The organism is Gluconobacter sp. OJA (assembly GCF_039638325.1).
Taxonomy (GTDB): Bacteria; Pseudomonadota; Alphaproteobacteria; order Acetobacterales; family Acetobacteraceae; genus Gluconobacter; species Gluconobacter cerinus.
Map to the genome: position 1 here is coordinate 541,619 of NZ_JBDIWI010000001.1, position 20,742 is coordinate 562,360.

At 56.9% G+C, this 20,742-nt stretch carries 16 protein-coding genes; 7 read left to right on the forward strand and 9 right to left on the reverse strand.

The genetic code is table 11. From position 1 onward, the window contains the following. Positions 1 to 46: 46 nt before the first annotated feature. A complete protein-coding gene (locus ABDK75_RS02490; protein WP_211508271.1) occupies positions 47 to 1,276 on the forward strand; it encodes an MFS transporter in 1,230 nt (409 codons plus the stop codon). After that, positions 1,273 to 1,854 (forward strand): YdcF family protein, encoded by a 582-nt coding sequence (locus ABDK75_RS02495; protein ID WP_346004879.1) that lies wholly within the window; start codon positions 1,273 to 1,275, stop codon positions 1,852 to 1,854. The genes ABDK75_RS02490 and ABDK75_RS02495 overlap by 4 nt, the downstream gene beginning before the upstream one ends. Here the strand turns inward: ABDK75_RS02495 and ABDK75_RS02500 are convergent. Then, positions 1,848 to 3,107 carry an AGE family epimerase/isomerase gene (locus ABDK75_RS02500; protein WP_346004880.1) on the reverse strand — a complete coding sequence of 420 codons (1,260 nt, stop codon included), beginning with the start codon at positions 3,105 to 3,107 and terminating at the stop codon, positions 1,848 to 1,850. The two genes, ABDK75_RS02495 and ABDK75_RS02500, sit on opposite strands and share 7 nt — an antisense overlap. A gap of 161 nt (positions 3,108 to 3,268) precedes the next feature. Here ABDK75_RS02500 and rpe point away from each other — a divergent pair, with 161 nt between their 5' ends. From rpe to ABDK75_RS02520, 4 genes are all read left to right on the forward strand, one after another. Beyond that, positions 3,269 to 3,943, forward strand: a complete 675-nt coding sequence (rpe, locus tag ABDK75_RS02505; protein ID WP_046900742.1) for a ribulose-phosphate 3-epimerase — start codon at positions 3,269 to 3,271, stop codon at positions 3,941 to 3,943. After that, the gene (locus ABDK75_RS02510) at positions 3,943 to 5,610 is read left to right on the forward strand and encodes a heparinase II/III family protein (RefSeq protein WP_346004881.1); all 1,668 of its coding nucleotides are present in this window, start codon (positions 3,943 to 3,945) and stop codon (positions 5,608 to 5,610) included. Before rpe ends, ABDK75_RS02510 begins: the two co-directional genes overlap by 1 nt. Positions 5,611 to 5,620: 10 nt before the next feature. After that, positions 5,621 to 6,739 (forward strand): glycosyltransferase family 4 protein, encoded by a 1,119-nt coding sequence (locus ABDK75_RS02515; protein ID WP_346004882.1) that lies wholly within the window; start codon positions 5,621 to 5,623, stop codon positions 6,737 to 6,739. A gap of 105 nt (positions 6,740 to 6,844) precedes the next feature. Then, positions 6,845 to 8,071: an SMP-30/gluconolactonase/LRE family protein gene (locus ABDK75_RS02520; RefSeq protein ID WP_346004883.1), complete on the forward strand. Its 1,227-nt coding sequence runs from the start codon at positions 6,845 to 6,847 to the stop codon at positions 8,069 to 8,071. A gap of 19 nt (positions 8,072 to 8,090) precedes the next feature. Here the strand turns inward: ABDK75_RS02520 and ABDK75_RS02525 are convergent, their stop codons facing one another. From ABDK75_RS02525 to tyrS, 4 genes are all read right to left on the reverse strand, one after another. Then, a complete protein-coding gene (locus ABDK75_RS02525) occupies positions 8,091 to 8,696 on the reverse strand; it encodes a response regulator transcription factor (protein WP_211500537.1) in 606 nt (201 codons plus the stop codon). Beyond that, positions 8,693 to 9,817, reverse strand: coding sequence for a sensor histidine kinase (locus ABDK75_RS02530; protein WP_264649112.1), 1,125 nt, complete (start codon positions 9,815 to 9,817; stop codon positions 8,693 to 8,695). Before ABDK75_RS02530 ends, ABDK75_RS02525 begins: the two co-directional genes overlap by 4 nt. Then, positions 9,814 to 10,359, reverse strand: a complete 546-nt coding sequence (locus tag ABDK75_RS02535; RefSeq protein WP_339406165.1) for a hypothetical protein — start codon at positions 10,357 to 10,359, stop codon at positions 9,814 to 9,816. Before ABDK75_RS02535 ends, ABDK75_RS02530 begins: the two co-directional genes overlap by 4 nt. 94 nt (positions 10,360 to 10,453) lie before the next feature. Continuing rightward, positions 10,454 to 11,704: a tyrosine--tRNA ligase gene (gene tyrS, locus ABDK75_RS02540; RefSeq protein WP_346004884.1), complete on the reverse strand. Its 1,251-nt coding sequence runs from the start codon at positions 11,702 to 11,704 to the stop codon at positions 10,454 to 10,456. 189 nt (positions 11,705 to 11,893) lie between these two features. On the opposite strand from tyrS, the gene ABDK75_RS02545 reads away from it, so the two are divergent. Further along, positions 11,894 to 14,683: a TonB-dependent receptor domain-containing protein gene (locus ABDK75_RS02545; protein WP_346004885.1), complete on the forward strand. Its 2,790-nt coding sequence runs from the start codon at positions 11,894 to 11,896 to the stop codon at positions 14,681 to 14,683. Between the two features lie 115 nt (positions 14,684 to 14,798). On the opposite strand, the gene ABDK75_RS02550 is transcribed toward ABDK75_RS02545, so the two are convergent. The 4 genes from ABDK75_RS02550 to ABDK75_RS02565 all read right to left on the reverse strand — a co-directional run bounded on the left by ABDK75_RS02550 (position 14,799) and on the right by ABDK75_RS02565 (position 20,741). Next, positions 14,799 to 17,018: a pyrroloquinoline quinone-dependent dehydrogenase gene (locus ABDK75_RS02550; protein ID WP_346004886.1), complete on the reverse strand. Its 2,220-nt coding sequence runs from the start codon at positions 17,016 to 17,018 to the stop codon at positions 14,799 to 14,801. Continuing rightward, entirely contained in the window at positions 17,018 to 17,398 is a 381-nt protein-coding gene (locus tag ABDK75_RS02555) for a glycerol dehydrogenase (RefSeq protein WP_211502285.1), read from the reverse strand. The genes ABDK75_RS02550 and ABDK75_RS02555 overlap by 1 nt, the downstream gene beginning before the upstream one ends. 87 nt (positions 17,399 to 17,485) lie before the next feature. Beyond that, positions 17,486 to 19,042 (reverse strand): carbohydrate porin, encoded by a 1,557-nt coding sequence (locus ABDK75_RS02560; protein ID WP_346004887.1) that lies wholly within the window; start codon positions 19,040 to 19,042, stop codon positions 17,486 to 17,488. Positions 19,043 to 19,322: 280 nt separating this feature from the next. Further along, complete coding sequence (locus ABDK75_RS02565) at positions 19,323 to 20,741, reverse strand: ABC transporter permease (RefSeq protein WP_346004888.1); 1,419 nt, start codon at positions 20,739 to 20,741, stop codon at positions 19,323 to 19,325. Position 20,742 lies beyond the last annotated feature (1 nt).

The following is a 20,742-nucleotide window of genomic DNA, read 5'->3' on the forward strand; positions in this document are numbered from 1 at the left end:
CCAGTCTGTCCGTCTTCCTGTTGTTTTCAGCCTGGAGTGTCCCCTGATGCTGGGTGACACTTTCCGCTCTCTGGGGCGGCGCAATTATCGTGTCTGGGTCTGGGGAGCACTGTTCTCCAACATCGGAACATGGATGCAGTTCACGACGCAGGACTGGCTTGTTCTCACTGAATTGACCCATCACGATGCCATGGCCATTGGCATCGTGATGGCCCTCCAGCTTGCCCCGCCTCTTTTGCTTATGCTCTGGACCGGACTGATTGCGGACCGGGTTGAGAAGCATCGATTTCTGCTTTTTACCCAAGGTGCTTTGGGTGTGCTGGCCGTTGCACTGGGCCTTCTCGTCGTTACGGGATCGGTCCGTCTCTGGCAGGTGGATCTGTTTGCTTTCCTGAGTGGCTGTGTCGCCGCGTTTGACAGTCCTGTTCGTCAGACGTTTGTCGGTGAGTTGGTGGGAGAGACTGATCTTCCCAATGCCGTGGCCATCAATTCCATGTCCTACAACGCTGGACGGATGATCGGGCCTGCGGTGGCAGGGTTCTGCATTGCGGAAATTGGTTCAGGCTGGTCGTTTGTTTTGAACGGCCTTTCGTTTTTCGGCGTCATGGGCTCTTTGCTCTTTATTCGCCGTGAAGACCTGTTTCGGCATGCCAGGGCGAGAGAAACCGAGCGCAACGCCCTGACCAGCGGACTGCGCTACGTCTGGGCGCGCGAGGATCTTCGGACGATTCTGATTATGTTGTTCATTATCGGAGCGTTTGGTCTCAATTTCCCGATCTTTATTGCGACCATGGCAGTTGGCGTGTTTCACGTCGGCGCGCATGGTTATGGAATTCTGAATTCCGCCATGGCCGTGGGCACCATTCTGGGGGGCTTTCTGGCAGCAGGTCGTAAAAAGGCAGATTTTGACGTTCTGCTGAATGGTTCATTGATTTTTGGTGTGGGTTGCCTGTTGGGAGCATTGGCCCCGACATACTGGCTTTTTGCCTGCACGTTGCTCATTACCGGCGTATCATCTCTGACATTTACAGCCACCAGTAACAGCTTCATGCAGCTTTCGAGCGACCCATCCATGCGAGGACGCGTGCTGGCCATCCGGTTTGCTGTTTTTGCAGGGTCATCCCCATTTGGTGCCCCCGTTGTGGGATGGGTTGCCAATTATTTTGGGCCACGGTGGTCCCTGGGTGTCGGAGCACTGTCAGGCTTTTTGGCGGCAGTGGTGGCGTTGTTATACATCCTGCGCATGCGGGAGCAGCAGGGCGAGAAGCACTCGTGACCGTTCGCTGGGGAAAGCGGATTGCGGCAGCGGCGTTGGCTGGCGGTATTGTATGTGCGAGTTGGTGCGCATGCGTTGCCGTAACGGGTATGCGTGCTTCTGCCAGCCCCGCAGAAATGGGCGTCATTTTCGGCACAGCCGTCACGGATGCGGGCGTGCCAAAGCCAGCTTTGCAGGACCGTCTGAAAACCGGATTGTCACTCTGGAAGGAAAAGCGCGTTCGGGAACTGATGGTGAGTGGAGCTGTGGAAACTGCCAATCATCAGGATGAAGCTGAAATCATGGCGCACTGGCTGGAAAATCACGGTGTTCCGGCAGAAGCGATCATCGTTGATTCACAGGGAAACAATACCTGGCTGACGGCTCTGCATGTTGCGCAGGAAGCGCCGGAAGGGGCTGTCGTCGTTTCGCAGTGGTTTCATATCATGCGGGCAGAATGGGCATTGCGGCATGCTGGCGTGAAAGACGTGTCAGGCGCTTATCCGAAAGTCTTTCGGCTGCCTGAACTCTACTATTTGTTCCGGGAGGCCGTGGCGCTCCCGGTATACTGGGTGACGAAACCGGCGCCTGCTCAGTAAGGCACGCCAATCTGTTCGATCGCTGTTGCGAGTGACGGAGCCAAGGGCATCATCGGTGCCAGAGTGGATTGGTAGGCGTGGTAAAGGTCGCCTTTACCTTTGTAGATATGCTCTGTTGGCTCGCCTTCTGGGCTGACTTCGTTGAACCAGCTTCCAAAATCCCGATCGACGAGGGTTGTGTCGATATAATCCCAGATCGTGCGATACCAGTGCTCGTAATGTGGATTTCCCGTGCGCTTATACAGGTTGATCGCCGCAGTTAGCGCTTCTGCATGAGCCCAGTGGACGCGGGAGGGCACATGGGGTTTGTGATCCCAGTCAATTGTGTAAACCATTCCGGGAAGACCATCGACGTTCCAGCCTGATTTCATGCCGGTTTCGAAGAGCGCCTGTGCGTCATGAAGCATCCAGCCTGGAGCTGTTTCGCCTCTGCGGAGTAGAGCTGCTTCCAGTTTCACGGTCAGGTGAGACCATTCAACGAAATGACCCGGTGTCATGCCGTAAGGGCGTAGATCGTCCGTAGGTTTGTCTTCATGATAATTCTGCAGCAGATCCCAATTTCGGTTGAAGTGCTCGGGCATTGCGAAGCCCTGCTGTGGGGCCAGTTCATGCACAAACCGGGTGACGATCCGCAGCGCGCGGCGCAACCACTTCACATCACCTGTAACATCCGCAAGAGCCATGAAGGCTTCTGTGGAATGCATGTTACTGTTGGCCCCGCGATAGTTCTCTTCGTCAGACCAGTCGTCTGCGAAGCTCTCGCGCATGACGCCTTCGTCTTCAGACCAGAAATGCGTCTCGATCTGATGGATGGCATCCTTGAGAAGTGCGTTTGCACCTTCCACCCCGATCAGAACAGCAGAGGACGCGGCAAGTGCGACGAACGCATGCAGATAGGCCTGCTTGCGCTCATGAGGCTGATCCGCGAAGTGGTTCCAGCCTCCGTGCTGCTGGTCCCGAAAGGATGTCATGAGCGCATTTACGCCATGTGCGACGAGCGGCGCGCTTCCTGGAATGCCCTGGAGTTCCGCAGTCGCATAAGCGTGGACGCACCGCGCAGTCAGGGTTGCTTCTGCTTTGGCGCCTTCAGGAAGATGGCCCTCCATATCCAGCCCTGCAAACCCCCCGTCGATACAACCTTCCTTGCTGAAATCCAGCAACCGACGGCCCTGCATTTCGAGCCAAGCCCGGTGAGATGGTCGGCGGATCCAGGCGTCTCTACTAAGCAGAATGGGGGAGAGGCGATCGGTCATAAAAACTCCATACTACGGTGGTAGTAGTCAGACAGTCTGATGAGGACGCATCAGCAGCGGTTGAGTTCCTGAGGGCCTCGTCGGCGGTACTCGCTCACGAACGCGCGGGGATGTGCGGAACTGTCTTGCGTCTGGAGGTTGCTTTGCCGATACATAACAACATGACAGAACGATCCCCGATCATTGTCGCCCCCAGCCTGCTGGCTGCCGACTTCGCCCGTCTTGGAGATGAGATTGCATCCATCTCTCGCGCGCCCTGGTTACATCTGGATGTAATGGACGGTCATTTCGTGCCGAACATCTCGTTCGGTCCTGGGGTGATCTCGGCCTTGCGAAAGCATACCGATGCGAAGTTCGACGTGCACCTGATGATCGATCCAGTGGATCCGTATCTGGAAGCAACAGCCAAGGCTGGCGCGGATCACATTACGGTGCACGTGGAAAACGCCCCCCATATTCACCGGACGCTTCAGACCATCCGTGCGCTTGGTTGCCGCCCGGGAATTGCGATCTGTCCGGGGACGCCGCCAGAAGCACTGTCAGAGGTGCTTGATCTGGTAGACATCATTCTGGTCATGACAGTGAATCCCGGGTTTGGCGGCCAGAGCTTTCTGGAAAGCCAGCTGCCAAAAATCCGAACCCTGTCGCGCATGATTGAAGACAGTGGCCGTGATATCGTGCTGGCGGTTGATGGCGGCATTGACCCGGTCACAGCCCCAAAAGTGGTGGCTGCCGGAGCGCGGATGCTGGTGGCAGGGTCTGCCGTCTTTGGTAAGCCGGACCGTGATTCAGCCATTCATGCACTTGAAGGCCCGTTCAAGGAAGACAGCGCCTGATGCCCATTCGTCGCTGGATTCAGGACGCACGACTTTCACTCGCACGACTGCCCGTTGGTGGCGGAACTTCAGAGGGACCGGTTTATATTTATCGTGACCCGTGGAAGGGGGACGCCGAGCAGGGCGCCCGCCTTGTCGCGGGTCGCTTTCGGTTTGAGCGGCAGGACTACGATCTGCCACGCGGAAAGTGGGAACGCGGCCCTTGGCCGGAACCTGCAAAACAGTGGCTGCAAAGTTTTGCATGGCTGCGGGATCTGCGCGCATTAGGCAGTGACGATGCCCGCATGACGGCCCGCGCGCTTGTCGCGGACTGGGTATCGCATCCTCCAACGGATCCGCTGGTCAAGGATGCCTGCGTAACAGGTGCGCGCCTCTCATCCTGGCTGGCAAACCACGAGTTCTGCCTGGCTTCGGCGGACCGTAAACTTCAGCAAAAAATCATGGATCGGATGTTGGTAGAGGGGCGGACCATTGCCGCCCTTTTGCCACTTGAACCGCAAGGCTGGCGTGGGCTGACGGCCTTGCGGGGCCTGCTTGCTGCGGCTCTGGCTATGCCGGATCACAGCGGGTTCATGACGCGCTTCCTGCGTTACCTTCCAGCGGAAATTGAACGTCTGATTCTTTCCGATGGGACGGTTGCTGAGCGGTCTCCGGAGGCACAATATCAGACGGCGCGTGAGTTGGCAGAAATGTCCGTGATGTTCCGCACAGCGCATTCGAGCGTACCGCCCTTTATTGATGTGGCCCTGGACAGAGTCTGCCCGGTGTTGCGTGCCATGCGTCATGGTGATGGTGGTCTGGCCGTTTTTAATGGTTCCAACGAGCGTTACAGCGCGATGGTGGAAGATGTTCTGGCGCAGGGCTCCAGGCAGAAGCTGATTGCGCCCGCCATGCATCAGGGGAAATTTACCCGGCTGGCGCTCGGGAAGTCTCTGCTGATTGTGGATAGCGGTGCGCCTCCACCGACCAGTTATGATCAGGCAGCGCATGCTGGCACGTTGTCTTTCGAGTTTTCAAACCAGCGGCATCGTCTTTTCGTCAATTGCGGCAGTGCGCAGGTGGGGGCATGGGCGCAGGCTCTGAGAGCCAGTGCAGCGCATACGGTTCTGGTCGCGGATGGTCTGTCGTCCTCAGACTTCGGGCCTGACGGACATGTCACGCGGCGTCCGGCGCATGTCACATGCGAGCATCAAAGCAGTGGGGAAGCCCATTGGCTGGATCTGTCTCATGACGGGTATCATCCGCCGCTTGGAATGAAGTGGACGCGACGTCTCTATCTTGGGGCGGACGGAGAAGACCTGCGCGGGCAGGAAGTTCTTGAAGGTGAGCGCGAGACGCCGTTTGCCCTGCGGTTCCATATTCACCCGGACGTGCATGTCACACGGGACGACGAAGATATAATTCTTCAGGTGGGCGGCATGATCTGGCGCTTCCGTCAGAAGGGCGGCATGCTGCTGCTCGAAGATGACGTCTATCTGGCGCGCGGTCGGCGTGAAGAGACCAAGCAAATCGTTATTGCTTCTCTCAGGCGCGTTGTTCCTGCGGCGGAAGAGGTAGCCGAGAATGGTGGAGAAGCGCAGGAAAATGCCAAACCTGCGGCACCTTCAAAACCACTTCAGGTTGTCTCCCAGACAGTAACCTGGCTTCTGGAACGTATCCCGGAATAAAGGTGCTGTTGTGAAAATCCTTGAAATCACAAACGTTGATTTCTCTCTGCGCCAGTTCCTGTTTCCCTTAATGAAGGCGCTTCGTGCCGCCGGGCATGAGGTTCAGGGGGCCTGTGCGGAAGGCCCCCATCTGGCGCCAGTACGTGCAAATGGGTTTGTCGTTCATGCCGTGCCGATGGCGCGCTCATTGTCACCGGTTGCGCAGCTTCGCGCGTTTGTCGCGCTGATCCGGCTTATTCGCCGGGAGAAGCCTGACGTCGTGCATGGACATATGCCCATCAGTGGCATTCTGGCGAGGCTTGCTGCACGTCTTTGTGGTGTCAGGATCATTGCCTACACCTGTCATGGCTTTCTGTTCAATCAACCTGGATCTTTGGCCCGCCGGGTGCTCTCCGTTGTTCTGGAATGGGCCGCAGGTCGGATCACGGATCTCTACATGACCGTCTCGGTTGAAGAGGCACGGGACGCACGACGCCTGCACCTGAATGCGCATCCCGTTGCTATTGGTAATGGCCGTGACCCCAAGCGCTATCATGCCAATCCCTTGGTACGGGCCCGTATCCGCAGGGAGTTGGGAGTTCCGGAGGATCGCCCCGTGGTCATCGTGGTTTCGCGACTGGTGCGCCACAAAGGCCATCCTGAACTTCTCCGAGCCATGGAAGATGTGCCAGGAGCTGAACTCTGGGTTGTGGGGGAACGGCTGCCATCTGATCATGGCGATGCCCTCGGGCCCGCGTTTGACAGAGCCAGACAGCTCTTGGGTCCGCGGTTGCGGATGCTGGGTTATCGGGAAGATGTGTCAGATCTTCTTGCCGCCGCAGACGTGTTTGCGCTTCCAAGCCACTTTGAAGGGCTTCCCATGTCCGTCATTGAAGCGATGCTGACGGAGTTGCCTGTAGTGGCGACCAATGTTCGCGGTCCACGAGAACAGGTCGTGGATGGGCAGACCGGCTTTGTGGTGCCTCCCGGCCTGTCTGCGCCCTTGGCTCGGGCGCTGAGAACAGTGACACAGGATCTGCCTCTGGCGCGCGTTATGGGAGAGCGGGGGCGGCAGCGGGCGGTTGCGTCCTATAGCGAAAAACGGATCATGGACCTCGTGGTGCGTCTGATCGAGGCTGAAGCGCGGTAGACGTTTTTCTCGAAATTCTCTGGTATTTCTTGGTTATTCCGAAATTTTGATTTTCGCCTCTCAGGAAAACAACGAGAATAGGCACGTTCTATTTGGAGAGGGACGATGTCTGACGAAACGAGTGTTCAGACTGACGGGAATAGCCGGTCAGGTGTTCTTCTGGCGCGCCGCGCGGTTTTATCGGGGGCGGCGGGGCTGGTCTGTCTTGGTGCCGCCAAAGCCAAAGCGACTCAGCCTCAGGGGGCAGTAGAGCCGCCGAGTGTTATCAGCCAGCCACCTAGAGCGTGGGGCGAGAAAGCAGGTCCCAGTTATCTGCCTGACCCTGACGTAATTGCGATTGATCCCTCGTTTCGTGATTTGACGTATTTCGCGGCCCCCATTCGTCGCGTGTGGGATCAGGGCGGTTGGTTGGAAGGTCCTGCATGGAGCAGTGAAGGGCGCTTTCTGGTTCTCAGTGATGTTATTCGCTCCCGTGCGTTACGCTATATCTGGGAAACTGGAGAAATCACGGATTTCCGCCCCGATGGCTATGCAGCCAATGGGAACTGCTTTGATTTCGATGGTCGGCTTGTTGTCTGTGAAGACTTTTTCCGGCGCGTCGTGCGGTGGGAGCACGACGGAAGTGTTAAGGTTCTCGCTGATAGGTTTGAAGGCAAGGGCCTGAATTCCCCCAACGATGTTGTGCCTCACCCCGATGGAAGCTTGTGGTTCACGGACCCTGGTTACGGCACGAACATTACGGAAGGTCATGCGGATGAACCCGGTGGGCCCACCAATCCGGACGGAAAAATTCGCTGGAATATTGGCCGTGAACTGACGGGTGAAATTGGCGGGACCAAACGACAGCGTGACCATGTCTTTCGCATTGCCCCGGATGGAACGCTTCAGGCTGTTTTGCAGGAAAAGGATCTACTTGATCCGAATGGCTTGTGTTTTTCTCCCGACTACAAAAAGCTTTACGTCGTTTCGACGCCTAAAGGGCCGGGGCAGAAAGCGGGTGGCGATCAGGCGATCCATGTCTATGACGTGAATGGCAGCAGCCTTACCAACGGGCGCATTTTTGCGGACATGAAGCTGAATGGTGCGCAGATGAACCCGGATGGCATTCGTGTGGATGTATTCGGGAACTTGTGGTGTGGCGCGTCGGGTCCGCTCGGCTTATGCGGGGTGTTTGTTTTTAATCCGGCGGGCAAGCTCATTGGTCGGCTTCGCTTGCCGCAGGGGTGCTCAAACCTGACGTTCGGTGGCCCGAAACGCGACCATCTGTTCATGTGCGCAGCCGGGTCATTGTTTGTGCTTCAGGTTGGCGTGCAGGGATTTGCGCCGTCCTGAGCCCGCGTTGCGGCTGGGGTCAGAGCCAGCCGTTCTGCCGGGCGACGCGCCCGGCTTCAATCCGGTTACGGGCATCGAGTTTCTGAACAATTTCCGAGAAGTAGTTACGGACTGTCCCGGCTGACAGCGAGAGCTCTTCGGCAATCTCCTTGTTCGTGCGCCCGGCTTCAGCCAGACGGAGCATGGACCGTTCACGGTCTGACAACGGGTCGGGCAGGGCATCCCAGACAGATTCTGCCAGATCTGATGCAATGGCCCGTCCCCCGGAAGCGACTTTCCGAATAGCGTCTGCAAGTTGCGTAATCGGGGCATCCTTGAGCATGTATCCCCGCACGCCTGCCTGAAGGGCACGGCGCAGATATCCGGCACGGCCAAAGGTCGTCACGATCATGACACGGCTTGGAAGGCCCTGCTCCCGAATTTTTTCTGCCAGTTCAATGCCTGTCATGTTCGGCATTTCGATGTCTGTGATGATGACATCCGGGCGCAGGTCGGCCGCGAGCTGGAGCGCCCGTTGTCCATCTGGTGCGCGCCCCACGATCTGAATGTCTTCTTCAAGGCCAAGAAGCGCTTCAAAAGCATCCAGAAGCATGGCTTGGTCTTCGGCCAGAATAAGGCGGATCATGGGGTAATACTCGCTGTGAGTCGGAGGCCGCTTGAGGTATGGCTTAGCATTAAAGATCCTCCCGCAGCGGCAAGACGTGTTCTCATGCCACGAAGGCCGTTTCCTTCCTGCGGAGGGGCCGGAGACCGGCCTGACTGCTGGGCGCCATCATCTTCAATGCGAATGGCACAGGGTTGCCCCCCAGCATCACAGTCAAAACTGATGGTGCAATGTCGCGCACCGGAATGACGGATCACATTCGTGACGGCCTCTCGCAATGCCATCGCGAGAACGCTGCTTTGTGGGTGATCTTCAAGGCGCTCAGCGTGATGGATGGTCAGACTGATGGATGCTGCTTCAAGCGCCTTGCGCGCGCGCTCCAGCTCATGCTGAAGGGACGCACCATTCATGCCGGTGACGGCCTCACGGACTTCTTTCAAAGACGTTCGGGCAATCTGCGTAATGTCCTGAAGTTCCCGTTGCGCGCGGTCGGGGTGAGTCTCGAACAGGCGGTTGGCCAACTCGGCTTTGACTGAAATGACAGTCAGGGAATGGCCCAGAAGATCATGTACATCCCGCGCGATACGCTCGCGCTCTGCTGTAGCGGCCAGCGTACGGATTTCGTGTTGTGCCTTGCGGAGTTGCAGGTTTTGCAGGCCCAGCTTCCACTGCATCCACGTCCCGATATAGGTGATGATGCTAAAGAAGGCCCCGATGCTCGCGTGGAGCATGGACTTGTCCTGAAGCCAGACAAACGCGAACAGGGCGATCTGCAAACATACAATTGTCAGGACAGCTTGCCGCATCTGCCTGAAACAGGCGCACATGGCGGTGGCATAAATATTGAAGACCAGCCAGTCGCCCTGCGTCCAAGCGGTCGCAAATCCGATAAGGGCCGTGAAGATGATTTCTGGCAGCCCATAATACCGGTCATTGCGGTAAGGCGCGAAATACAGCAGCAGGAAAATGCCTGTTGCCCCAGCAGAAAACAGGGCTGCCGGAAGGGTGGGTGCTCCATGGATCAACCAGGGAATAGGGTAGATCAGAAGATAAACGAGATAAGAGACCCGATACCGGTTGAAGCTCGGCCAGTTGTCTTCCTTGTTTCCAGGAAGCGGGATGAAGGTCTCTATTTCTGTCATGAGGGCAAGGCGTTCTTCGGCAGAAAGGACAGGGTTCCGGAATTGCGCAGACGGATAACGGCACCGACCCAGATGGCCAGAGCAGTTCCAAAGCCTGCAACTTCAAGATGTAGCGGTTCTGGAAGCAGGAAAGAAAGAGCTGACACGCTGACAATCACAAAACCCATGATGACGTGAATGGGTTCGTGCATCGCGCGGCCCATAGGGATGTACGAAAGGCCAATAATGCATCCGAGCAGCGGGTAAAGAAGTTCCGGATGATGCGTGCTGCGGACGGAGGTAATCATTACAGTAATGGCAATGATGCGCATGATCTTTACACGGCGCAGCAGGGCCGCGTCCCAAATGCGCTCGGGGCGACACTGGATCAGGTCGCGTCTGGCAAACCCGGCAAGCAAGGCTAGCGTGATGACAGCAATCGGGATGGCCATGGCCATTGTGGAAACATGCGCTGCCATGGCACCGCGTGCTGCCCAGACGACGGCGAACAGCAGTCCGGCGGCATCGGTGGAAAGAGCTTTCCAGTTTTTCTGATTTGTCACGACCGCGGACTCCACTGTTTCGGAAAGATTATGACACAAGCCATGATCCGAAACAGTGAAGGACGTCATGACAAGGTCATGACATCTGTCAGATTCAGACCGGACGGATAAGAATGTGCTTCTTTTTGCCGGAAGAGACCTTCAGCGTGCCTTCCCGCAGATCCTCGAGCGTGAAGACCTGGTTTTCATCGGAAATGACGACGTCATTGACGCGGCCACCACCGCCACGGATCAGCCTACGGGCCTCCCCGCCACTGGCGGCCAGTCCGGCCTCCTGAAACACGCGGAACGCCGGTAGACCTTCGGCCAGCATATTGGCGGGAAGATCGATTTCCGGAAGAGCTGCCGTTGTGGAGCCCTGTTCGAAGACCTTGCGGGCCGTCTCGGCAGCCTCTTCTGCAGCCGTGCGTCCGTGACAGATCGCAGTCGCTTCCGTGGCGAGGATCTTCTTGGCCTCGTTGATCTCGGCCCCTTCAAGTGCGCCCAGTCGCTCGCATTCTTCCACAGGCAGATCCGTGAAAAGTTTGAGGAAGCGGCCGACATCGGCGTCTTCCGTGTTGCGCCAGAACTGCCAGTAGTCAAAGACCGAGCGCTTCTCGGCACGGAGCCATGTGGCGCCCTGTGCGGACTTGCCCATCTTCACGCCGGACGACGTGGTGACGAGAGGCGTGGTGAGACCAAACACCTGCTTGCCATCAGTGCGGCGCGTCAGGTCGATACCGGCGACAATGTTGCCCCACTGGTCCGAGCCGCCCATCTGAAGCACGGCACCATGGCGGCGGTTCAGTTCACGGAAATCGTAAGACTGGAGGATGGAGTAGTTGAACTCCAGGAACGTCAGGCCCTGCTCACGGTCCAGACGCTGCTTCACACTCTCGAAAGACAGCATACGGCTGATGGAGAAATGAACGCCGACGTCCTGTAGCAGATTGATGTAGGACAGCTTATCCAGCCATTCCGCATTATTGGCGAGGATAGCACCGCTGGACGGGTCTTCATCGCTGAAGGTGATGAACTGGCGCAGGGACTGCTCAATGCCAGCGATGTTATGCGCGATGGTGTCGTTCGTCATGAGCGAACGGGCTTCGTCACGGAAGGACGGATCACCAATCTTTGCCGTGCCGCCACCCATCAGGGCAATTGGGCGATGACCATGCTTCTGCAACAGGCGCAGCGCCATGATGGACATAGCATTGCCCACATGCAGGGAGTCTGCCGTCGGGTCAAAGCCTACATAGGCAGTAATCGGTCCAGCCAACATGGCTTCATCGAGGGCTTCGAGGTCGGTGCACTGGAAAATCAGGCCGCGTGCCTGGGCTTCGAGAAGGAACGGACTCTTTGGCATGGATCGGTCTTGCTGCTGCGCTGTCGGAAAAGGGGAAGATCTGTCTATCATAACATCGCGCAAAGCACGACCGTGTGTCCCATGACACCAGACGCAACGGGATGGTCATTGTTTGTCGCTTGAATGACGGCACCGTCGGTCACTAGAGATATGTTATATCGTAACATAATGTCCGAGTGTGTATCCCCCATGTCTGTCCGTCCTTTTCGGAAAGCTGTTCGTCCTTTTTATCCGGCTCTGATTGGCAGCATGATGTGGAGCCCTGTCGTCTTTGCAGATGACCGGACAGAGACCCTAAAGTCCTCGAAGTCCGAGGATATCGTTGTAACGGGATCTTATCTTGGAGGGGCGGGGAACAAGACCGCCAATCCGGTTCAAATCATTTCGGCGAAGGATATTCAGAAGACTTCGGCCATTTCTCTTGGAGACTATCTGACCCGTCTGCCCTCTGTCGGCTCATCAGGAACACCCAATACCCGCACGAACGGCGGTGGGGGTGTGTCCTGCACAGACCTGCGCAATCTGGGGCAGGGGCGTGTTCTGATCCTGATTGATGGCAAGCGTACGGCGATGAATGCCGGCTCGGAATGTGTGGATCTCAACGCTATTCCCGTGCAGCAGATCGACCGGATCGAGATCCTGAAGGATGGGGGTTCCGAGCTTTACGGAGCGGATGCTGTCTCAGGCGTCATCAATATCCGCCTGAAACATGATCTGACGGGAGGAAACCTGACGATCAAGGGCGGCATCACACAATATGGAGACAGTCGATCCGGGCTGATTTCTGGTTACAAGGGCTTCAATTTCGATCATGGCCGCGGCAACGTCACGCTGTTTGGTCAGTACGATACGACTGGACCGATTTCTTCAGGGGATCGACGATGGGCTGCGCTGCCGCAGAACGACAATCCGGCTTCTGGAGCGCCAGGTTTTGGCTCCTCCATTATCCCATCAGGCGTGGCGTTTAACCCGGTGACAGGCAAGCGCATGGTCCCTGACGGCAATGGCAGTTTTCGGGCCTTTCAGTCTTCAGATCTGTATAATTTCGCTGAAGGCTCAATGCTCCAGAACTATCATCAGAATGCGGCCTTGTCTGGTGATACCCATTACGATCTGAACTCACACATCACGCTGTATTCCAACGTTCGTTACAGTCACACTACGGCGTCCCGGCAGCTTTCCCCATCTCCTGTGCAAGGAAGCATCCCGCCTTCCAGTCTTCCGTCTTCCTGGATCATTCCAGCGGATAGCCCTGATAATCCATGGGGTAAGGATTACGCTGTGACGAAGCGGATGGAAGATGTCGGATACCGGCAAAATGATTTTGCTGTGGATACCTGGACGGTCATTGGTGGTGCCAAAGGACGCATTGTCGGGGACTGGCAGTATGATGCCTCTATGACTTACGGCGTCAGTCAGTTGACGGCGCAGACGCAGAATATGGTCAACTATCGCCATCTGCTGGAAACGACAGGCACGGAACAGCTTGATCCATCCCGTTCGTCGAGTGCGGTGCGATATAATCCGGATATCTGTGTGGCTGCTTCAGGCTGCATTCTGCAAAACCCGTTCGCATCGTATTCAGAGCAGGCTGTAAATTACGTCCGGTTTACGCAGCGCGACCACGCGGATTACCAGATGCGGGACGTCAATCTGCGCTTTCATAACAATCATGTTCTGAGCCTGCCATATCGCCACGGAGGTCAGGTCGGTCTCGCATTCGGGATGGAACACCGGAGCGAGCAGCTAAGCTACAAGCCTGATCCAGTTGTGGAGCGTGGGGACTCAACGGGTGCAACCACGGCTTATACGGGTGGCGGTTTTCATGTGACGGAAGGGTATGTCGAAGGAAAAATCCCGCTTCTCGAACATGCTTTTCTGGCCCGGGATCTGACTGTGGATCTTCAGGGCCGTATCTCGGCCTATAATACATTCGGGACGACGAAGAACTGGAAGGTCGGGCTGCACTGGGCGCCTGTTCAGGACATAGCTTTCCGCGCGACGCTGGGAACGTCCTACCGGCAACCCAGCATCTACAGTCTCTACGGGGGGCGGACGCTGAGCTATCCGTCTGCGTCCGATCCATGCAGTCAGGCTGGAGCCTATGGAGCGCGGGCTGGGACGGTTCGGGCAAGGTGCCTGTCTGAAGGGATCAACCCCGAGACGTTCAATTCGGCGTTCGTGGGGCAGTTGCCCACGCTGTCGGGCGGAAATGCGGCTCTAAAGCCAGAAACGGGCCGTACCTATACAATCGGAACAGTCGTCACACCCCACTGGGTGCCGCATCTCTCGCTATCCGTAGAATACTGGCACTATACGTTGCAGAACATGATTTCAGCACCGGGTACGCAGTATATTCTGGACGGATGCTATACGGGAACGGAGCCCCAGCTTTGCTCGCTGGTCTCGCCACGGTCCACAAGCGGGCAGCTTACGGCGATTTCTGCCGTTCAGCAGAATCTTGGTGGCCTGCGCACGAACGGTCTGGATATCGACCTGACATACCGGATGCGTCTGGGGCGACAGGACAGTCTGTCCCTGTCCGAAAACTATCAGCAGTTGATCGGGTATTTCCAGCAGTACACGCCGGGCGGGGCGTGGCGGAATTATACAGGACGACTGCTCTACCTGTCTGGCAGCGGGATGCCGCGCGAGCGGAGCTACACTACGGTCAGTTGGCAGCATGGCGCGTTCAGCCTGACCTACATGGTGCAATATATTGGCGGGATGCACTGGAATGACGGGACGAACGATCTGGCACCGCAGACGGCCGGGCGTACGCGCTCACCGGGCGTCTTCCTTCAGGATGTGACGGTGGGGTATCGAGCGGGTCGGTGGACGTTTAATACGGGCATCAACAACCTGTTCAACAGGCAACCACCTTTCGTGGTGGATGGCGCATCCAATACGGCTGTGGCGCAGTATTCGGGCTTTATTCCGGGCCGCTATGTGTTTGCGCAGGCAGGTGTGGATTTCTGAAAAGCATAAAAAGAGAGGCGTCCACGTGTGACGCCTCTCTCGTTTCAGTCCGGGTATTCAGTCTGGACTGACCTGCCCATACTCGGTTGTACAGGCAGGGGTTTGCATAAGTTTTTCAGTGCTTGATGGCGTCTGGCAGGGCGTAGACCACAAGCTGGTCCGTAACAGGTGTCATCATGAAGTGATGACCACCTGCCATGATGGCAACGTACTGATGTCCATTGGCTTCGTAGGTCATCGGGTTGGCCTGACCGCCACCCGGGAGCACTGCGCTCCACACGACCTTGCCGGTGTGTTCGTCAATGGCACGGATCTGGTTATCCGTAGCTGCTGCAATGAACACCAGACCACCAGCCGTCACGACAGAACCGCCATTGTTCGGTGTTCCAATCTCCCATGACAGACCTGTCGGCAGACCCCATGGACCATTGGCCCGAGCCGTTCCCAGCGGGTGCTGCCAGAGCACCTTCTGACCGTGCTTCATGTCGATCGCCGTGATCATCCCGTAAGGCGGGCGATGGCACAGCATCTTGGTGAACGGGTCCCAGAAAGGGGCAATGGCGATCGCATAAGGTGTGCCTTCCATCGGGCCATTCCCTTCAGCCGCCCCGGCACCCGGTTTGTAATGCGGATCATCGATCGGCATCAGCTTCAGCGCATCGGCCTTCCGGCGGGTGATGAGCTGGGCATACATTGGTGATGCATTCCAGTTGGCAATCAGGATGCCGGTGTTTGGGTCGTAGGACATGGAGCCCCAGTCACTGCCACCATTGTTGCCGGGGTACATGATCCAGGGCTTGTCCAGACTTGGGGCCGTGAACTCACCGTCATAATGCGCGCTGCGGAATTTGATCCGGCAGTAAAGCTGATCGATCGGAGACATGCCCCACATGTCTTTTTCGCGGAGTTCCGGCATCCGAAGGGCAGGCATTCCGACAGACCAAGGCTGCGTCGGCGCGCGGCTGTCACCGGGGACATGTCCTGCTGGAGCAGGGCGCTCCTCCACGGGCAGGATTGGCTTGCCCGTTCTGCGGTCCAGCACAAAAGTCTGGCCACGTTTGGTTGGAACAATCAGAGCCGGTGCCAGCATGCCGTCTGGCCCCCGAAGGTCCATCATTGTGACCTGAGAACCCATGTCATAATCCCAGACATCCTTGCGGGTCGTCTGATAGACCCATCGTGGTGAGCCTGTCTTGACATCGAGCGCAACGATCGACGTGGAAATGGCATTTTCTGCTGGGCTACGCAGCCCGCTGTAGTAGTCGCCGCCAGCATTGCCAGTCGGGACGTACACAAGGCCCTGTGCATTATCTCCGGTCATGGCCGCCCATGAGTTCGGCGTACCACGGCTATAGTGGCGATTGCCCGTTGGCTGGCTGTGATCGTCAGGATTGCCAACATCCCAGGCCCAGACAAATTTTCCGCTTTCAGCATCGTAACCACGGATCACACCAGATGGTGCCCAGCGACGCTGACCATCCAGCACTTCGTGATTGACGACGACAATACCGTTCACCACAGGCGGCGGAGCCGTTATGGCCACGAAGCCGGGGACGGATTCACCCATGCCCTGCATAAGATTGACCTGTCCGTTATGGCCAAACGCGGGGCAGAATTCACCTGTTGCCGCATCGACGGCCACGAGGCGCATATCCAGTGTGCCTTCAATGATGCGGTTGTGGCAGGGCTGACCCTCTGGCACGGCAGCAGACGTGAAATACGTCACACCCTTGCAGGCTGCCGTGTAGGGAATGGACTCGTATTTGACGTTCAGATTACGACGCCAGATCTCTTTTCCAGTCACCGGGTCCAGCTTCATGATGTCGTTCTGAGCTGAGCACATGTAGAGGCCGTCACCCACCTTGATGGGTGTGGTTTCAGCCGCCCATTTATTGGTCTGACCCGGACGTGGATAGCTGCCCGTATGGTAGGTGAATGCAACCTTCAGGTTGTTGACCGTCTCGGGGGTCAGTTCTGTCAGAGGCGAATAGCGCGTCTGGTTATCGTCACGGCCATAGGCCGGCCAGTCTTCATGCGATGGGCTTGCACTCTGTTGGGGCGCCATGGCTGGAATTTCGGAAATGTCGATTGATCCGATATTCGGCAGGTTTGCAGCATTTACGCCGGGAGCCTGCGGGGCATACGGAGACGGTCCGGCAAAATAGCTTGAATCCGCCGGTGTGTTTTCCTTGGGTTCGTCGGCGTTGCCCGGGCCGGGAATAGTCGCCGAAGGTGGCCCCCCAGAGCCTGCGGGAGCGAACTGAGCGTGGGCGGCGAGAGGCGAACAGGCGAGCGCGAGGCCTGCGGCTGTTGCGAGAAGGTGAGACCGACGCATCAGACGGCTCCTCTGAGTGTACGTCGGGATTCCAGGCGGCGAAGGACCGGAATGGTCAGGACCACCAGAATGCCGAGAATGGTCGGGCCGAAAGCGCGCGGCAGAAGGTCAATCGGGCTGACCCCGACTTCCCACAGGGACCAGACCCATGTGTAGGCCAGGGCGCCGAGGTACAGGAACGCGCCGAGCGTGCGGCCCATCACCATGAACACCCCGCTGGCAACCAGCACGATCCCGCAAATGACGTAGTAAACAGAGCCGCCCAGCATCGCGAGGTCAGCCCCCATGATGACAAAGATCAGGCCCACAAGAAGAATAACGACCCCCAGAAGCAGCGTCAGCCACTCCGTCAGAGTCTTCGTGCCGTTACGGACAGCCATGGACGTGTTCTCCGGTAAGGAATGTGCTGTTTCTGCCGCAAGAATTGATTTTGGAATGATTCATGATCCCGGTTTCCATGTGTGGTCTTAGAAAGTAATTCCGGTTTCGAAATCCAGTATCAGTGGATTTTTGTACCGGTTGGTCCCGCCTGTGCTCCAGATGTACTGGGCACCAGGGCGGATCAGCAGCCATGGGGTGGGGCGCCATCCGTAGTTCAGTTCGATGGCGTGTTCGCCACTTGGGCGGTAAAGACCGGTGGCGCCATTTTTCTGAAGTTCGGCGACCCAGTTGGTCATCTTGGCGTTCACCCAGAGGAACTTCATGCCGAGGCTAACTGTGTCATCGGGGCGATTTTTGAACGTGCCTTTGCGTGTCAGGCCCCAGTCGACGAAGTATGGTGCGATGGCCGTTCTTGGATCACCCCAGGTGAAGGACGCAAAAAACGATGTGCCGCGATGCGCATCCCCTGCGTCGCGCTGGATCATGCGATCGAACTGGAACCATCCGCCGAAACGTCCCCTGACCTTTGCTGTTGGTGCACTAACTAGATAGTTACTTGGAATTTCAAACATTCCATATTGGGAGTACACATTGTTGACCTGTGACGTATCCCAGTATCCGCCGATCTTGACGTTGGTTTGCAGGGGGCCACTGTAATCGTCTTTTCCGCCCTGATGCCAGACAAGCTGGAAGGGCAGAAAGGTGCCGGTGGCGCCGTGCAGGTTCATCTTCCATCCGTTATGGGTGTTTCCAATCGTCGGATCAGCCGAATAGACGCCAAACTGAATGGAATAATGGTTGTTTCCGGCAGGGTAGAATTTCACCCATGCTCCGGGATGGGCCGTCGGATAGTATCCATAGCCTGAGTTGTAAGCGATGGACTGTGGCATGCCGCAGATGGCGTTGGTTTGGAACTGACAGTAGTTGTTCATGCCCCAGTAGATGGACCATGTTTCGAAGTCGGTTTCAGAGTTGATTTCGCCGATCGTCGTTGAAACGTAGCGGTTCCAGTTCATCTCCCAGGACAGCAGAGACAAACGCACTGTGGGAGAGCCGTAGATTTCCTGGGGACTGTTTAGTGCAGGAAGTTTTGCACCGAGGCCCTGTCCCGCGCGGGAGGTCACGATGAAGTGGAACAGGCCGATGCTGTAGCCTGTAAGCTTCTTGAGATCGAAATCAAAATTCAGGCCGATTTCGTGTGCGTACCTCACATTCTGGGACTTGCCGCCCATCGGGTTGCCAGCAGAATCCTGAAAGTAATGGCCCGTGATGTTCACGCCCTTGTCTGTCAGCCATGGGCGCCAGCCGCCCCAGTCCCCGGTCATGGTGCTTTGCTTCATCCAGTCATGCAGACTGGCGGGAAGAAAGGACTGATCCGTTGTTATCGGCTGGGCAAGGTCGTTCACGCCAGGTTGGGATGGTGTGACGGTTACGGGCTTGGGAGCAGGACGGATGGTCTTGATACGGCTTTTTGCATTGCTCCTGTAGCGAAGGGCAGCATGTTCCGAGGTTGTTCGCTCATCCTCGGATACGGTGGCGGAGGATGATTGCGCCCGTGCAGTGCCTGTGGTGAAGGCAAATCCTGACGTAATGGCGCAGACCAGTCCCAGCGATTTGACCCATTGTCTCTCGAACGGCTGCATATTCTCAACGGCCGGGCGGGCCGTGTCCCAACTCTGCTTAAGTAACGGACCGTTCCGTTACATGAACATGAATCTATCTCACGAGACGGACGAGGCCTGGGAATGACAAAGAAGAGAGAAGTTTTACAGACGCTCTTTCTGTGATTTGGAAGAAAGGGTTCTATTTGTTTTCATTAATTTTTTTCTGGGAAAGACCGCCAAAATCCATTTGAGCGGTCATAATCCAAAGGCAGGATCACGCTTGCGTGTCCTTTCGCACAAGGCCTGCCTGGTGAAGGGCCTATTCGGTTTCGTAGGGCCAGTCTGCCTTACTGAGACTGCGAGGCGCAAGGACATAGGCCACGCAGCCCAGAGCTATGGAAAGTCCTGCGATCATGCCCGCAATCCGTGTTCCCGTGATGAATGGGTTGCAGGTTTGCAAAAGGAAGATCGGAATGAAATTGAAGGCATAAACAACGCCCTTCCAAGGATTTCCGCTCACCAGAAAAGGAAGCCCCCCGCAGAGGGCAAAGCCAAGCGCCAGCCCCATAAATTCCAGACTGAACAACAGGGTGTCGCGCAGAGCGAATGATGTAATCAGGGCGTATGGAATGATCAGGCTGAGAACACGCAGCGGTATCGTGACGGACAGGCGGGAAAGCTTTGCCGAAAAGACAGACCGGACAAAGGAAAGACGATCGCCAAAACGCCCGGTAATCAGCAGGAGAGGCCAATGCTGCCGTTGGGTAAGCCAGTTGTCGCTAACGGCGATCATCGCGCCTGCGCTGAAGACAAGTGGCTTCCAGCATGATGCGAAACTCTTGTGAGTGAAGAGTGACATTCCCATTGCCGCTATGGACATGAGAACAGGAATGAACAGGCAGCTTAGCAGGATGTCAGTTTTGAGTGTCAGAGGTGAGGTCGGTGCCAGCAGCATCTGGCGAAGCTGATAGAATGTGATGGGTTTGCGGGCCCGTGTCTTTGCTTTGCCATAAGGAAACTCCGGCAGCGCGTCTTTCAAAGACGCAGAAGCGTCGAGAGCATGCGGAGTAGCCGGAGCACCGTGAAGGCGGTTGGGCAGGGAGAGAATACTGACGATCATGACCAGCAAAAGACAAACATCTGCTGGAATGGTGAGGATGGGTGGACGCGTCAGAAGCCACAGGCTGGCATTTGAAAGGAGGAGGAGGCCGAATTGCCCCAATATCAGGATGCCCCCTGCCAGACTGATCAGAAAGCGTAGTTTCTGGGACTGGCCTTGGGGCGGGACGTACCACTGCAGCACGGTAGGGATTGAATTGAACAGCACAAAGAAGAGGGCGTCGTGGAACGGAATGGGCGCGAAACTCAGGGCCGTGCTGAGCAATAAGACGGACAGGACATCCACGATGCAGACTGCTCTTGCTTCCGCTAAAGCCAGCCCGGGAATAGCAGGAGCCTGAGCTGCACCGATCTGTCTTGTAGCGTGCAATTGCAGGCAGTTCTGAATGAACATGGATGTGAGGATGAGACTGACAACATTGGCGTGCGACAGAGCCTGCTCAAATGTCTCATGCGTCAGAAGCCTGTGCAGCCTCCGAAGATCCATTAAGGACGTAAACAGAAAGAACCCAACTGAAATCAGCAGGTAGTTTGCCCGAAGGAATACGGGGCTGGCGTAGAGTTGCAGGGCTCGCCAGAGGTCAGACCATTCCTGCCGGGTGAGGGAGACGCTGCCCATG